The organism is Sporosarcina sp. P16b, from assembly GCF_002743065.1.
Taxonomy (GTDB): domain Bacteria; phylum Bacillota; class Bacilli; order Bacillales_A; family Planococcaceae; genus Sporosarcina.
The window spans coordinates 191,765-207,377 of the sequence record NZ_PDYO01000001.1 but is presented as its reverse complement, the minus strand read 5'-3'; the positions used below and the strand labels follow the sequence as shown (position 1 = coordinate 207,377).

Below are 15,613 nucleotides of genomic sequence, written 5' to 3'. Positions count from 1 at the left end.
ATGTATTAGCCGCCTTCGTTTGTACTGTTAAATTTCCTGCGTTCCAGCATTGACGGTACGAACAAACAGGATACTCGTAGCAGGATCAAATTCAATTGTACGTCCACTGGATCCGCCTGTATCTTCTGCGACAATAGGGATTGAATATCTTTTCAATTCTTTTTTTACCGCTTCTACATTGCGAGGACCTATACGGATCGTATCATTTGAACCGAACTGAAACATTTGTGCTCCACCCGCAATTTTCGCTTTGATGCTGAAAGGTCTAACTCCTTCAGATTTTAAAAGTTCCAACATTGCATGAATGCCCGTATCTGCGAATTTCGCTACATTTAGTTTTGTTGACTTACCCAACTCGCTATCAGGCAACATGACATGCACCATACCTGCTATTTTTTTCGAAGAATCATACAGTACTACACCAACACACGAACCCAGTCCTGATGTGCGAATCGTATGAGGGGATTTTGCGATATTCATATCAGCAATCCCTACACGCACTACTGTTTGAACGCTTGCCATCTATAAGACACCCAACGAACTAAATATCGTGCGATATGAGGGTGGATCAGGTAATAAAAAGAAGTGCCCCGCTAAACTTGACACACCCTGTTCCCCTTCTTGTAATATTTCCGTCTCAATGACGATAACTTCATCACTGTACTGGGATACTTCGATCAGGCCGAAGCTAACAATGGCACCCACCATGTCAATACTTAATGAAGGTACAGTTGGATAGATATTTAATGATGTAAAATCAGAGAGCGCCGACAAATAGGAACCTGACAATATATTCCCCAACTCTTGTAGCGCAGAAGCACCCATTCCCAAATCATCTACATCCGTAAATGTAAATGCCGCGTCCCCTGTCAATTTGCGAATAAATTGTGTAGCAGATTCAGTAGTCAGTACAAAAAACATTGTGCCCGTCAAATCACCTTCAATGCGTAAAAAGATACCCGCCACCACTTTTTCCGTACCACCTGCTAAATCAAACATTTCATCAAACGTAACCAGCTCCACGTTAGGTACACGCATGTCAATTTTCTGACCTAACAGTTGAGATAATGAAGTTGCAGCATGTGCTGCTCCAATATTCCCGATTTCCTTTAAGACATCCAGATGCATCTCGGTGATGTCATTTTTAGAATTCATCCGTATTCCCCTTCTTTATCGGTTGCAGTACTTTTTCCAGATTTAGCATAACCAATAATCGCTTATCAACTTTCGCCACTCCTGAAATGAATTCGGATTCCACAGATCCCACTACTTCCGGCTGAGGACCTATTGCGCTTGTCGGAACATCCATTACATCATTCGCATCGTCCACAATTAATCCTACTTCTGCACCCGCATGCGAAACGATAATAATGCAACTTGTCTCATCAAACTCTTTATACTCCATATCAAAACGTTCACGTAAGTCTACCACTGGCGTCACTACGCCACGTAAATTTAACACGCCTTTAACATAAGAAGGCATACGGGGAACACGTGTAATCGACAGCGATTTCTCGATGGATTCTACTACGTCTAAGCCAATCGCATATTCTTTATTCATCAATTGAAAGACAATTACTTTCATTTCGCTTACTTCCGTTACTTTTGTCATGTCATCACCTCGATTATTTAATCAATGCATTACAGTCAACAATTAATGCGACTTGACCATTTCCTAGAATCGTAGCACCAGATATCGCAAAGACACTCTGCAAGTATTCACCGAGAGATTTCAGAACGATTTCTTGTTGGCCAATAAATGAATCTACGACTAACCCAGCTAAACTGTCACCTTTACGAACGATCACAATAGATTGGAACTCATCTTCTTCATTACTTCTATTCTTCATTTCAAATATGTCTTTTAAGTCTACCAAAGGTACAATGGTTCCACGGAAATCGATGACTGACTGATTATGAGCATTTAAAATATCAGACTTCTGAATAATGGCAGTTTCAATTATAGACGACAACGGAATTGCATAAATTTCTTCATCCAACTCTACTAACATTACAGATATAATAGAAAGAGTTAGAGGTAATTGCACCTGGAATAACGATCCTTTTCCTTCAGTGGAATCAATCGAAATATGTCCGCCAAGAGATTCAATAGTGTTTTTTACAACGTCCAAACCAACGCCGCGACCTGATACATCCGTAATGGAAGCGGCAGTGGAAAACCCTGAAGCTAATATCAATTCCGCTACTTGCTTATTTGTCAATGTATCCGCAGCTTCCGGACTGATAATGCCCCGTTCAATCGCTTTACTAACTACGCGTTCACGATTTACACCCGCTCCATCATCCTCAAGCTCAATAAATACATGGTTACCCGAATGATAGGCTCGTAATGTCACAGTTCCAGTCTCTGGCTTGCCATTCGCGATTCGCTCTTCCGGCATTTCAATACCGTGATCTAGAGCATTTCGAATCAAATGAACAAGGGGGTCTCCTATTTCGTCGATAACTGTACGGTCAAGCTCTGTTTCAGCGCCGACAATTTCTAAATCAATTTTCTTATTCAGGTCACGCGCCAATTGCCGAACCATTTTGGGGAATCTATTGAAGACTGTTTCTACAGGTACCATTCGCATGTTCAAAATGATGTTTTGCAAGTCTCCTGATACCCGAGTCATTCTTTCTACCGATTCATTCAATTCCGGGTTATGCAATTCACTGGCAATCGATTGAAGGCGTCCACGGTCAATGACCAGTTCTTCAAATAAATTCATTAAAATATCAAGTCGATCAATATTGACCCGTATCGTTTTATTGGAATTGGAAGTAGTGCTCTTTTTGGTCTTGATAGTTTCTTTAGGCGTCTCGTTGGTTGTTGCGGCTTTAGTAACAGGTACGACCGTTGTTTCGACCACACTAGGTTCTGGGTCACATGTATTCAATGAGGCTTGCTTGTACTTCTGCACGTATTCATCCGTGATGTGTGTAATATGTACGTCTTCTATTTCAGAAACTTTCAGTACTTTCGCCTTTAAATCTGCAGCATCTTCTTGGGTTAATAAGACAATCGTAAAGTTCTGATCAAAATCCTCATTTTCTAATTGTTCTACTGTAGGAACCGTTTTGATGACTTCGCCTGACTTTTCCAAAATTTCAAAAGTCATGAATACACGAGCTACTTTCAACAAGCAATCATCACGTAATGTGACAGTGATCTCTAATGCATTAAAGCCTTGTTCAGCAGATTGAGAAATAACCGTTAATTCAAACTCATCATAAGGAATTCCTCTCGAAGTGACGACCTCCATTGAAACTTCCTCGGCTGTTGCTGCAGGCTCGTTCATTACATTTACTGGTTGTCCTGCTTCAATGCGATTGAGAGTGTCTACTAACTTACTCACGTCTTTTTTTCCATCGCCACCTGATTCAATGTCTTGTACCATTAGTTCAAGATCATCCACTGCTTCAAATACCACATCTAAAATCTCCGTTGAAACATGGATCTTTGAGTTTCGAATCGCATCAAGGACGTTCTCCATCTTATGTGTTAAATCTGCAATATCTTCATATCCCATTGTCGCCGACATTCCTTTAAGCGTATGTGCAGCTCTAAAGACTTCATTGACAATTGCCAAATCATCCGGATTATTTTCTAACGCTAGCAACTGTTCACTACAAGCTTGCAAGTGTTCTTTACTTTCTTCTATGAACATATCCAAATACTGACTTACATCCATTGTAAAGCCCCCTAGTTACTTCAAATTTCCTATTATCGCATCAGCGATTTGTTGTATATCTTTGATTTCGTCACTGAGACCTGCATCAATTATAGCTTTGGGCATGCCATATACAACTGACGTGTTTTTAGATTCCGCTATAGTAAACGTTTTACATGAAGCACGTAATAACTCCATACCTTCTTTACCGTCATAACCCATACCTGTCATGATAGCCGTTATATACCCAAGTTCTTTATGTGTTGCTGCTGATTCTAATAACACATTTACCGCTGGGCGATGTCCTGAACGCGGCGCTTCGTCTCCGTCTAATACGATCTCATAGCCCGTTCTAGATTTCTCAAACTTCAAATGCAAGCCGCCTGGTGCAATATAGGCTGTACCATTTTCGATCGGTTCACCATGTTCTGCTTCTTTAACGGTTATTTCACTCAAATTATTCAGTCGTTCGGCCAATGACTTGGTGAAGCCAGGTGGCATATGCTGGACAATTAGAATTGGATGTGGGAAGTTCGCTGGAAACTTTGTAATGACTTCCTGCAAGGCCCTTGGTCCTCCGGTCGATGTACCTATTATAACAAATTGTTTAGCAATAAGTGTATTTTTTTTAGGTATGTTTACTGTTTTAATAGGAAGTGTCGAAGTGCTTCTACTTTCATTTGCAGTATTTTGTTTGCTTGGCGTTGGTGTATGACGGTTATTTGTGGATGTTATTTGACGCGTTAGTGTGTGAATTACCACATTTGAAGCAGCAAATACTTTCTCCACAATTTCTTGTTCGATTTCATGAAGATTTAACGAAATAGCTCCGCCAGGTTTTGCTATCACGTCGACAGCACCGTATTCTATCGCTAGAACTGCATTTTCTGTATTATGTTTTGTCGTACTTGATAATATCACCACAGGGATTGGCATGTGATCCATAATAAACTTTAAAGCTTCCAGTCCATTCATCACAGGCATTTCAATATCCATTGTAAGGACATCTGGTTGAAGATTGCGAACCTTTTCCACTGCATCTTTGCCATTTCTAGCGATGCCGATGACTTCCATCATGGGGTGTTTATTCAACATATCAGAGATTAACTTCCGCATAAAAGCTGAGTCGTCTACAACAAGAACGCGTTTTTTCTTTGCAGTAATCACATTACACCCGCCCCTTTAGAAAAACACCTTTGATTTTATCTATGAATCCAGAAGTTTCAATAGAAGTGTTCGGTTTGTTGCTGTGTAAAAATGTATCAGTTATTGCCAGCATTCGCTTGCTAATTTTTGAATTGGGATATAATTTGACGAAAGGGATCTGAGCGATAACTGCATTACGTACATGAATGTCATCTGGCAAAAACCCTAAAACACTAGTATCTATGGATAAAAACTTTCGCATGGCTAACTGAAGCCGTGCGACAGAATCACGTCCATCTTGCTCTTTTAGAACACGGTTACTCACTATGTAAATAGATTTATTCGCATCTTGCAGACATATAAACTTAATCATTGAATACGCATCCGTAATAGAAGTTGGCTCCGGTGTCGCTATTAATATAATCTCATCCATCGCCAAGATTAAATCAATTGAACTCTTCGTTGCTCCTGCACCCATATCAAATAAAATAACATCATATTCCATCTGTAAAATAGAAAATGCCTCAATCAATCGATCAAACATTTCACCTGACCACTCCACCACATTTTCCAGTCCAGAACCACCTGCTATAAACGCAAGATTGTCTTCAATAGGAGTCACAACGCTCTGCAATTGTTGCTTATCAGACAAGTAATCTTTTAGATGAAACATTGGCGTAGCCCCAAATAATATATGAATATTCCCCATCCCAATATCCATGTCCACAATTAATACTTTCTTCCCTTTCGCTACGAGTCCGTAAGAGAAATTAGCGGTAAAATTCGATTTGCCTACTCCGCCTTTTCCACTAACGATGGCTATTGAGCGAGCTACTTGTCTTTGACTTTTCATCATTTTTAGTCGAAGTGCTTCCGCCTGGTCATGCATGTGAATCACCTGCTAATAGTAGGTCCACTATCTTTTCCAAACTGGCTTCTGTCAAATCTTCAGGTACCTCTTGTCCGTCTGTGTAGTAGGATACACCTATACCATATTTCAGAATTAAATTAATTATAGATCCGACTGAATCGGTTTCATCTGTCTTGGTAAATATAAATTTCTCGATTGGAAAATTAGTAAATTGTCTAATGATGGTATCCATATCCTGTTCCTTTGATGTGGTAGATAACACAAGAAATGTTTCCATATCCAATGAGAAATCAATGAGTTTCGATAAATTATCGACAAATTTTGCTTCTTTATAATTTCGGCCCGCTGTATCGATAAATATGAGATCGAGATCTTTTAACTTTTCAATTGCGGTACGGAAATCTTCTTCACTATAAACGATTTCAACCGGAGCCTGAAGTAAATTGGCATAAGTGCGCAATTGTTCGATTGCTGCAATTCGATACGTATCGGTCGTAATGAAACCAACTTTCTTTTTTTCTTCCAGTAAGGCACGTGCGGCAATTTTCGCAATGGTCGTGGTTTTTCCTACACCAGTCGGCCCTAGTACATTAATAAACTGTTTCTTATAAGTGATTCCACCGAAAGGTATGTCGTGAAGTCGATCGCTGAACCATGTTCTAATCAATTCCATTTGCTGTTCTTCAGTAAAATCGATCTTGTCTTGCTTCATTCGATTGAATACAAGATTACCAATCTCTGTAATACATTTACTTTCCAGACCTTGCATCTGTAACTTCTTCAATATAGGTAATAGTTCATCGGGATATTTTTCAAATGCACGATCCACTGGCTGAATATCTTTTAGCATTTGTTTGATCTCCCGCATTTCGTGTTCAATTTGTTCAACAGACTCTGGCTCCGCAATGGATTGCACAGAATGGACTCGTGATTCATAAATACGTTCAGCATTCGTTTTGTCATAGCTTGCTACTACTTCTACTGATCGTTTACGAAACAGCCCCAAAAAACCTTTTGTTTTCGTGACGTTTGAACTGAGGATGATCGCGTCGTCCCCAAAATCTTCACGGACTTTCGCCATAGCATCCACCATTGTAGATGCTGTATACTTTTTCATTTTCATTAAATATCCACCACCCCTACACTTTGCACTTCCACTGATGCTTCCAATTCATTATAAGACAGTATAGGTACCTGTGGGAAATACCGCTCCGTGATTTGACGTAAGTACATACGAATGGCAGGTGAACATAAAATGACAGGAGATTGGTCCAGCATAGCTACCCGTTCGATTTCTTGCGCAATTCGTTCCAAGATTATTTGAGATTGTGATGGGTCCATTGAAAGAAAGTTTCCTTGTTCAGTTTGTTGAATACTATCCGCAATGAGTTTCTCTACTTTTCCAGCGACTGTTAATACTTTTAACGCCCCATTACCTACAACAAATTGACCTGTGATCTGACGTGCCAATGATTGTCTGACGTATTCTGTCAGAACATCTACATCGGACGTGTACTTCGAATAGTCTGCTAGTGTCTCAAAAATGATAGGTAAATTACGGACGGAAACTTGTTCGTTCAATAATTTAGCAAGCACTTTTTGAATCTCGCCAATTGATAATGGAGTCGGTGTAAGTTCATCAACCAAAATCGGATATGTTTCATGTACGTGATCGACCAGTTGTTTGGTTTCCTGACGTCCAAGTAAGTCGGATGCATTGGCACGAATGACTTCAGTCAAATGAGTAGATACAACACTTGGTGGATCCACGACTGTGTAACCCATGATTTCTGCTTCTTCTTTCGCTTCTTCGGTAATCCATTTCGCTGGCAATCCAAACGAAGGTTCAATAGTATCTATTCCTTCTATTAAATCTTCACCGCCTGGACTCATGGCTAGATAATGATCTAACAATAGTTCACCCCTAGCCATTTCATTCCCTTTGATTTTGATTCTGTATTCGTTCGGTTGTAATTGTATATTATCCCGAATACGAACGACTGGAATGACGAGACCAAGTTCAATCGCTAACTGACGTCGAATCATAACGACTCGATCCAGCAAATCCCCACCCTGGGTTGCATCTACAAGAGGGATGAGACCATAACCGAATTCAAACTCTATCGGGTCGACATTCAAGAGGTCAACGACATTTTCAGGCCGCTTCAACCCTTCAGTCTCTACATTTTCTTCTATCTCCAATAATTCATTTGGGTCTTCATCTACTTTACGTGACATCATAAATGCCCCCATTGCCAGTGCACCCGCGATGGGAATGGTTAAGATGTCATTAATCGGTGTAGCAAGGCCTAGTAAAAAAATTGTAATAGATGCTACATAAAGTAACTTTGGTTGTCCTAATAATTGATTCGTGATATCCGTGCCTAAGTTTCCTTCTGATGCAGCACGGGTAACTACAATACCCGTTGCCGTGGAAATCAACAGTGCTGGTATTTGTGAAACAATACCATCCCCGACAGTGAGTGTAGAGAATTGAACTGCTGCTTCCGCAAACGGCAATCCCATCTGTACAACGCCAATAATCATACCGACCAATAAGTTGATCATTACGATAATGATTCCGGCAATGGCATCCCCTTTAACAAATTTTGTCGCACCGTCCATCGCACCATAGAAATCAGCTTCGTTACTCACTTTTTCACGACGTGTGCGAGCTTCTATATCGGAAATCATTCCTGCGTTTAAGTCGGCATCAATACTCATTTGCTTACCTGGCATTGCATCAAGAGTAAAACGTGCAGCAACTTCAGAAACACGCTCCGAACCTTTTGTTATAACAATAAACTGAATGATGATTAAAATAACAAAAACTACTAGTCCTACAACAATATTTCCACCCGTAACGAATGTACCAAAAGTGTCAACTACTCCACCCGCATCACCTTCCGAAAGAATCGCACGTGTTGTAGAAACGTTAAGACCTAGACGGAATAATGTAAGTAATAATAACAATGATGGAAAAATAGAGAATTGCAGTGCTTCCTGCATATTCATAGCAGTTAGTAAAACCATCAACCCAAGTGTAATATTGATAATAATCAAGAAACTTAATAACCAAGGTGGTAATGGGATGACAAGCATCGCAATGATCATAATAACCGCCGCGAGTACTCCTATATCTCTAAACTGCATGCCATCCCTACTTTCTTCAATAACTTATATTTTCTTTTGAATACGATATACATACGCTAGAATTTCTGCGATTGCTTTAAAGAATTGCTCCGGTATTCGATCTCCAATCTCTACCTCATCATACATAGCACGTGCTAGAGGTCGATTTTCTACCATTACAATATCGTGCTCCGACGCAATCATTTTAATTTTTTGTGCGACAAAATCTGCACCTTTCCCAACGACGATTGGTGAATCCATCTGATCTTCATCGTACTTTAGCGCAATGGCATAGTGAGTAGGATTGGTGATTACTACGTCCGCTTCAGGGATCTCTTGCATCATCCGACGCATGGCCATTTCACGCTGACGTTGTCTAATACGGGATTTGATAAGCGGGTCACCGTCCATATTTTTACTTTCATCTTTAATATCTTGTTTAGACATTTTAAGATTTTTTTCATAGTCAAATTTCTGATAAAGAAAGTCCAAGATAGAAATAAACAATAATACCAATGATGCGATAATCCCCATCATTCCGACTAACTTTGCTACAGTCACCAATGTTACTTGCGGTGTCTTAAATGCCAAGTCCAGCACTTGGTCCAGATTACTCCATACAATAAGGGTTGTAACGGTCCCAATAAAAGAAATTTTTAATATGGATTTCAATAACTCTACAATTGCACGAATAGAAAAGATTCGCTTTAATCCTTTAATTGGATCTATTTTCTTTAAATCAAACTTCAATGTCTCTGCAGTAAATAAGAGACCAAATTGTAGCAAATTCGCTGCAACACTTGCAACAACTGCTATTAACATAATTGGCAATAAAATGATCGCCATTTGTTTAATAACGCTTATGTATACTAACATGACTTGTTCTTCATCCAGCGATTTGATAGGGATAAAGTGTGTAAAAGATTCACGGAAAAACACAAAGAAATTATCCCGCATAAAACCTGCGGCAAAGAACATAAATGTAAAAATTGAGAAAAGTACAATAGCAGCTGTTACGTCTTGACTTTTTAGTACTTGGCCTTTCTTCCTAGAATCTTCCCGCTTTTTCGGAGTAGCTTTTTCCGTCTTCTCACCGGCAAAGAATTGTAAATCTAGCCTTAGTAACAAGTTAGCCACCCCCAAGCAGTATCATCAGATTTCTCATCGTCACAATCATAATTTCAAACATTTTCTTCATTACGATTATAAAGACACTAGACATCGTAACGATTACCAAGAAACTGACACCAATTTTAATTGGAAACCCCACTACAAAAATATTTAATTGTGGTACGGCACGTGCAGTAATCCCGAGTGCCAAATCGACAAGAAATAACGTAGCTACTACTGGAATCGCCATTTGAAACGCAATCGCAAAAGATTTCGCAAAGGTCAAAACGATAAATTCTGCCATGTTAGGACTACCAAAAGGCGGCCACATAGACGTGATCGGGACAAACTCGTAGCTGTAAAATATCCCATCCAACAGCAAATGATGACCATTGACTACTAATAACAATAAAATCGCTAACGAATTAAGAAATTGCCCTAGCAATGGTGACTGCGCACCCGTTTGGGGATCAATAACGTTCGCAATAGCAAATCCCATCTGAAAATCAATAAATCCACCAGCCACTTGAATAGCTGACATAATAATAAAAGCGGCAATGCCGATTGATAAGCCGACTACCGCTTCTTTAAGTACAAGTAATATGTATTGACCATCGATTACCAGTTCGGGCATCTTGATAGAGTAAGACATCATCCAGGCCAGTATTGCCCCAAATAATAATCGTTGCGTAGCTGGAATGGTCTTGTAAGAGAATAATGGCAGTGTTACGAAGAAAGAAGTAACACGGGTTAGTATAAGTAAAAATGCGGGCAACGACGGAATAAGTTCATTCATTTAATCACCCAACGTACCTAGAGAGATTGGAAAAGATTTCACTAGCATAGCCGGTGACATAGGATAACATCCAAGGTCCAAAAAATATGATAGCAACCATAACCGCTATGATTTTCGGCACGAATGCCAATGTCTGTTCTTGAATTTGTGTAGTTGCCTGAAAGATACTTACGGCAAGCCCCGTTACTAACGCTACGATTAAGAGAGGTCCCGAAGCGAGGAGAATAACCCAAACTGACCGTTCTGCAATGGATATAACAAATTCACTCGTCATTCAAATCCCCCCTAAAAGCTTTGTAGCAATGACTGGATAATGAGATACCAACCGTCAACTAGTACAAATAATAATATCTTGAATGGTAATGAAATCATAACGGGTGGAAGCATCATCATACCCATAGACATAAGCACACTGGCTACGATCATATCGATAACGAGAAAGGGAATGAAAATCATAAAGCCCATTTGAAATGCTGTCTTAATTTCACTGAGGGCGAAAGCTGGCACCATCATAGTTAGCGGAATATCTTCAATTGTATCCGGTCGCTCCATCTGGTTATAGCGCATGAATAATTCTAAATCTTTCTGTCTTGTATGTTGACTCATAAATTCTTTGAATGGCACACTGGCCCGCTCGTATGCTTCGTCCAAACTGATTTCTTCATCAAACAAAGGTGTTAATGCTTCTTCATTCACTTGAGATAATACAGGCGACATGATGAAGAACGTCAGAAATAATGCTAACCCAACCAAAACTTGGTTAGGAGGCATTTGCTGTGTAGCTAGCGCCGTCCGAACAAATGACAGGACGATAATGATCCTAGCAAACGAAGTCATCAAGATTAAAATTGCTGGTGCAAGTGACAATACCGTAAGTAATAGCAACATCTTAATGGAAGTTGAGACATTGGTGGGATCACTGTCAGAGAATGTGCCCAGAAAATCAACCATCGCGGTCGCTCTCCTTCCGATTTAAATGTTTTAATTGCTCTTTTCTATCAGATTTGATTTCATTCATTTTGGTAGAAAACAATTGACTAAAAGTGGCTTCTTCAGAAGGTGTTTGCTCAGCCTTTGAATAAAATCGAGTATACAGTTTTGAAAATAGTCCTTTCTGAACTTCATCACTTTGGTCATAACGTGCAAGTAATTCAGCAATTTCATCAGGATTTTCTATTTCCTTTAGCAACTGTACATTTTCTCCAACACCGACCACAAAATAGTGATTACCCATTTTCACTAGTTGAATGGACTTATTTTGACCTAATGGAACGCCGCCCATATTCGTCATCAGTCGATTCGAGTCGAAATTTCTATTACGTTTGTTCATGAAGCGCAGTAACCACACGAGTAAACCAATTACAAATACAAAAGCAAAAAGAGTTCGGATATAATCTTTCGCTGTGGGACCTTTAGGCTCGTCCAATTCATTATTGGTTACTAGTTTTTTATCACTTTTTGCAGCAGGAGCTTTCTCTTCGCAGTCTTTATCTTTTCCAATACAGTCTGATACGCTGACATTAGGATTTGTTTCTGCATGTGCAAATGGTGTGATAGTAAAGCACAGAAAGAATAGTAGTAAACAATAGATAACTCGTTTTACATTCATCTGTTGCTCTTAGCTCAACGCTTTGTCGATCGCTTCAATCACACGGTCCGCCTGAAATGGTTTAACGATAAAGTCTTTTGCTCCAGCTTGGATTGCATCGATTACCATTGCTTGTTGGCCCATTGCAGAACACATGATAATGGTTGCAGATGGATTAGTACTTTTAATTGCTTTTAATGCCGCAATGCCATCCATTTCAGGCATCGTGATATCCATTGTAACCAAATCCGGCTTCAACTCATTATACTTTTCAATAGCTTGAGCACCGTCTGCTGCCTCTCCTACTACTTCATAATTATTCTTTGTTAAAATATCCTTGATCATCATGCGCATAAATGCCGCGTCGTCTACTACTAAAATTCTTTTTCCCATTCATATTCCCTCCAAGTATCTTCTATCGTAAATTATTTAATCGATCCATTTGACTTAAAATATCCGTAATACGGACTCCGAAGTTTTCGTCAATGACTACGACTTCTCCTTTTGCAATATAGCGATTATTGACTAATATATCGACCGGCTCCCCTGCCAATTTATCTAGTTCAATAATTGAACCACCAGACATTTCTAGTATTTCTTTAACAGAACGTTTCGTACGTCCTAATTCTACTGTTACTTGAAGCGGTATATCAAGTAGCAAATTCAAATTATTTGATTCTTCTTTTTTTAAAGAAGGTGCTTGGAAACTCGCAAACTCTGCTTGCTGAACATGCACTGGCTCCTGATTCTGACGTGGTGTTGCGGTTTGTTGACTTGGTGGTGCTTGATATGCAGATTGCGGCTGTTGCATTGGCGTATGCTCTGGTGCATATGTCGGTTCTGGTTCCGAATATTGTGGTGCCTGTGGACTAGGTGGTACTTCCATCATCGTAGCCGCTTCTTCTTCCCCCATTAGTGAAGACACTAATTTTTTACCGAACTCCAATGGGAACAATTGCATAATATCAGAATCAATTAACTCACCAACTTTCAAATTGAAAGACACTCGAATCAATAAATTATGCGCAGGAATATTTTCGGTTCCCTGATCTACTTGAATATTCATCAAATCAATAGTGGGCGGTGAAATGTCTACTTTTTTATTGAAGATGGTAGACATCGAAGTCGCTGAAGATCCCATCATTTGATTCATTGCTTCTTGCACTGCACTCAAATGAATTTCACTTAACTCTTGATTTGGAGTAATACCGTCTCCTCCAAGCATTAAATCTGCAATGATTGCCGCATCACTTTGTTTGATCACCAACAGATTGACACCGCTTAATCCTTCAGTATATTCCACCTTGATTGCTACATATGGATGGACAAAATCCCCCTCCAAATTATCACGTTGGATTAGCGACAGCTGTGGTGTTGTGATTTCTACCTTTTGACCCAATAAAGCAGAAAGTGCTGTTGCCGAACTACCGAACGAGATATTACCAATTTCACCTAAAGCATCTTGCTCCATTTCGGTCAAGTAATCGCTAATATTAATCGTTTCCGATTCAGGTTCGTCTGCTTGGATAGGTTCCAGAGTTTCACCCCGTAACAACGCTTCAATCTCTTCCTGTGAGAGAATATTATCACTCATCATCGTCATCCTCTCCCGTAGTCAATATTTCCAGTATTTGAACAGCCATACGATTACGTAATTTCCCCGGCTGTGCTGTGAATTTAGGCTTTTCCCCTATTCTTATTGTTAAAGGTTCCTCAATGCTTGTATCCAATGAAATCACATCACCAAGCTGCAAGTGCAGGAAATCTTCAATAGAGATCTGGCCTTTTCCAAGGTCAGCAACTATAGGGAGTGTTGCATTTTTAATTCGTCTTTCCAATTCGACACTTTGCTCAGCGGTAGGTTCTTTCTTATTCGTCTGCATCCAGTACTGCACAGAAAGATTCGGAATAATAGGTTCCAACACAACGTGCGGGATACACATGTTGATCATACCGCTTGATTCACCAATCATAATATTGAATGAAATCACGACTACTGTTTCATTCGGTGAAATCATTTGAAGAAATTGGGGATTGACTTCCATTTCCGTTAAATACGGATCGATATCAATTAACCCGGACCAAGCTTCACGTAAGCTATCAAATGAACGTTCAAACAAATTCGTCAAGATCTTCGTTTCAATTTCTGTCATATTGTCCGTTTTTCCTGAACTCGATCCAAAACCACCCATCAATCGTTCCAACATCGAGTAGGCGACATTTGGATTGACTTCCATCAAAATATTCCCTTCAAGCGGGGATACATCAAATATATTGATCAATGTCATATTGGGTATCGAGCTGATGAATTCTTCAAACGGAATCTGGTCTACTGACATGACATTAATTTGTACATACGTACGCAGCTGAGCGGAGAAGTACGTCGTCAGTAATCTGGCGAAGTTTTCATGGATCCTAGTCAAACTCCGAATCTGATCTTTAGAGAAACGAAGTGCACGCTTAAAATCATAGACACGTACTTTTCTTGTTTCTTCTTCTTTCTTCATTTCTTCTGCTGACATTTCACCTGTCGATAAAGCTGACAGCAGCGCATCTATTTCATTTTGGGACAGTACATCTCCCGACATAGGCCCACCTCCCATCGCGCACATTTCTCTTGTAGATCATTCCGGCCGTCACTGGATGATATATGAGACAATATACACCTTCTGTATTTCACCATCTTGCATCAGCTCGTTTAGCTTCGCTTTTATAGTATCTTCAAATTGCTGTTTCCCTGCTTTTCCTTCAAGGTCTTTCGCTGTCATTTCAGACAGTTCTTGAATAGCGAGGTTCTTCACTTGGAAATCACGCTTCGTTAATTCCTCCGCTGCTTTTTTACTGTCTGTCTGGATTTTTAGGGATATACGGACAAAATTACGGCCAGACAAATTCGTCGTAATTTCTTCCATATCCACTGACGCCTCAATAATTTCATCAATTGACGGTGCTTTTTCCTCTCCGTCACTATCCTTATTGAAATTCAATATCAATACGACCGCCACGACACCGATCAACGTAATACTCACTAAGATAATCAATGAAATCGTCAATAATTTATTCTTCATCTTCTTCATCACCTCGGATATGCGGATTGGATAGCAGCTGGACCGCTTGATAAAATTCAATGATTCGGTTATTTACTTCGTCAGCTGAATCAAGCACGACATATTTTGACCCAGTCGTCAACGTGATGGTCGTATCTGGAAACGACTCGACTCTCTCTATGTACAATGCGTTTAACGTAAAAGTCGTTCGATTCAATCTCGTCACTTTAATCATATGTAAGGGGCCAG

The 15,613-nt window shown here is 39.8% G+C and carries 18 protein-coding genes; all 18 read right to left on the bottom strand.

Features of this window, described 5'->3' with window-relative positions; genetic code table 11:
• Nucleotides 1-27: 27 nt before the first annotated feature.
• Genes CSV77_RS01050 through CSV77_RS00965 form a run of 18 tightly spaced genes read right to left on the bottom strand, consistent with a single transcriptional unit; the run spans nt 28 to nt 15,599 of the window.
• On the bottom strand, nt 28-522 hold the full coding sequence (locus CSV77_RS01050) for a chemotaxis protein CheD (protein ID WP_099630936.1): 495 nt from the start codon (nt 520-522) through the stop codon (nt 28-30).
• On the bottom strand, nt 523-1,155 hold the full coding sequence (locus CSV77_RS01045) for a chemotaxis protein CheC (protein WP_099671976.1): 633 nt from the start codon (nt 1,153-1,155) through the stop codon (nt 523-525).
• The gene (locus CSV77_RS01040) at nt 1,145-1,612 is read right to left on the bottom strand and encodes a chemotaxis protein CheW (RefSeq protein WP_099635957.1); all 468 of its coding nucleotides are present in this window, start codon (nt 1,610-1,612) and stop codon (nt 1,145-1,147) included. Before CSV77_RS01040 ends, CSV77_RS01045 begins: the two co-directional genes overlap by 11 nt.
• 13 nt (nt 1,613-1,625) lie before the next feature.
• Nucleotides 1,626-3,695 carry a chemotaxis protein CheA gene (locus tag CSV77_RS01035; RefSeq protein WP_099671975.1) on the bottom strand — a complete coding sequence of 690 codons (2,070 nt, stop codon included), beginning with the start codon at nt 3,693-3,695 and terminating at the stop codon, nt 1,626-1,628.
• A 15-nt stretch (nt 3,696-3,710) separates the two neighbouring features.
• Nucleotides 3,711-4,790, bottom strand: a complete 1,080-nt coding sequence (locus CSV77_RS01030; protein WP_233212156.1) for a protein-glutamate methylesterase/protein-glutamine glutaminase — start codon at nt 4,788-4,790, stop codon at nt 3,711-3,713.
• A 52-nt stretch (nt 4,791-4,842) separates the two neighbouring features.
• Nucleotides 4,843-5,709, bottom strand: coding sequence for a MinD/ParA family protein (locus tag CSV77_RS01025; RefSeq protein ID WP_099671973.1), 867 nt, complete (start codon nt 5,707-5,709; stop codon nt 4,843-4,845).
• Nucleotides 5,702-6,814, bottom strand: a complete 1,113-nt coding sequence (flhF, locus tag CSV77_RS01020; RefSeq protein ID WP_099671972.1) for a flagellar biosynthesis GTPase FlhF — start codon at nt 6,812-6,814, stop codon at nt 5,702-5,704. Before flhF ends, CSV77_RS01025 begins: the two co-directional genes overlap by 8 nt.
• Nucleotides 6,814-8,844, bottom strand: a complete 2,031-nt coding sequence (gene flhA, locus CSV77_RS01015) for a flagellar biosynthesis protein FlhA (RefSeq protein WP_099671971.1) — start codon at nt 8,842-8,844, stop codon at nt 6,814-6,816. The genes flhF and flhA overlap by 1 nt, the downstream gene beginning before the upstream one ends.
• Before the next feature lie 24 nt (nt 8,845-8,868).
• A complete protein-coding gene (flhB, locus tag CSV77_RS01010) occupies nt 8,869-9,960 on the bottom strand; it encodes a flagellar biosynthesis protein FlhB (RefSeq protein ID WP_099672231.1) in 1,092 nt (363 codons plus the stop codon).
• Entirely contained in the window at nt 9,953-10,729 is a 777-nt protein-coding gene (gene fliR, locus CSV77_RS01005; RefSeq protein WP_099671970.1) for a flagellar biosynthetic protein FliR, read from the bottom strand. The genes flhB and fliR overlap by 8 nt, the downstream gene beginning before the upstream one ends.
• A gap of 4 nt (nt 10,730-10,733) precedes the next feature.
• Nucleotides 10,734-11,003, bottom strand: a complete 270-nt coding sequence (gene fliQ, locus CSV77_RS01000; RefSeq protein WP_099630926.1) for a flagellar biosynthesis protein FliQ — start codon at nt 11,001-11,003, stop codon at nt 10,734-10,736.
• 11 nt (nt 11,004-11,014) lie between these two features.
• The gene (fliP, locus tag CSV77_RS00995) at nt 11,015-11,680 is read right to left on the bottom strand and encodes a flagellar type III secretion system pore protein FliP (RefSeq protein ID WP_083035438.1); all 666 of its coding nucleotides are present in this window, start codon (nt 11,678-11,680) and stop codon (nt 11,015-11,017) included.
• Nucleotides 11,673-12,338 carry a flagellar biosynthetic protein FliO gene (locus tag CSV77_RS00990; RefSeq protein WP_099671969.1) on the bottom strand — a complete coding sequence of 222 codons (666 nt, stop codon included), beginning with the start codon at nt 12,336-12,338 and terminating at the stop codon, nt 11,673-11,675. Before CSV77_RS00990 ends, fliP begins: the two co-directional genes overlap by 8 nt.
• Before the next feature lie 9 nt (nt 12,339-12,347).
• Nucleotides 12,348-12,710, bottom strand: coding sequence for a response regulator (locus tag CSV77_RS00985; protein ID WP_099630924.1), 363 nt, complete (start codon nt 12,708-12,710; stop codon nt 12,348-12,350).
• Between the two features lie 22 nt (nt 12,711-12,732).
• The gene (gene fliY, locus CSV77_RS00980; protein WP_099672230.1) at nt 12,733-13,911 is read right to left on the bottom strand and encodes a flagellar motor switch phosphatase FliY; all 1,179 of its coding nucleotides are present in this window, start codon (nt 13,909-13,911) and stop codon (nt 12,733-12,735) included.
• A complete protein-coding gene (gene fliM / locus CSV77_RS00975) occupies nt 13,904-14,905 on the bottom strand; it encodes a flagellar motor switch protein FliM (protein ID WP_099630923.1) in 1,002 nt (333 codons plus the stop codon). The genes fliY and fliM overlap by 8 nt, the downstream gene beginning before the upstream one ends.
• A gap of 48 nt (nt 14,906-14,953) precedes the next feature.
• Nucleotides 14,954-15,385, bottom strand: a complete 432-nt coding sequence (fliL, locus tag CSV77_RS00970) for a flagellar basal body-associated protein FliL (RefSeq protein ID WP_099630922.1) — start codon at nt 15,383-15,385, stop codon at nt 14,954-14,956.
• The gene (locus CSV77_RS00965; protein WP_085133241.1) at nt 15,375-15,599 is read right to left on the bottom strand and encodes a flagellar FlbD family protein; all 225 of its coding nucleotides are present in this window, start codon (nt 15,597-15,599) and stop codon (nt 15,375-15,377) included. The genes fliL and CSV77_RS00965 overlap by 11 nt, the downstream gene beginning before the upstream one ends.
• Nucleotides 15,600-15,613: the final 14 nt, after the last annotated feature.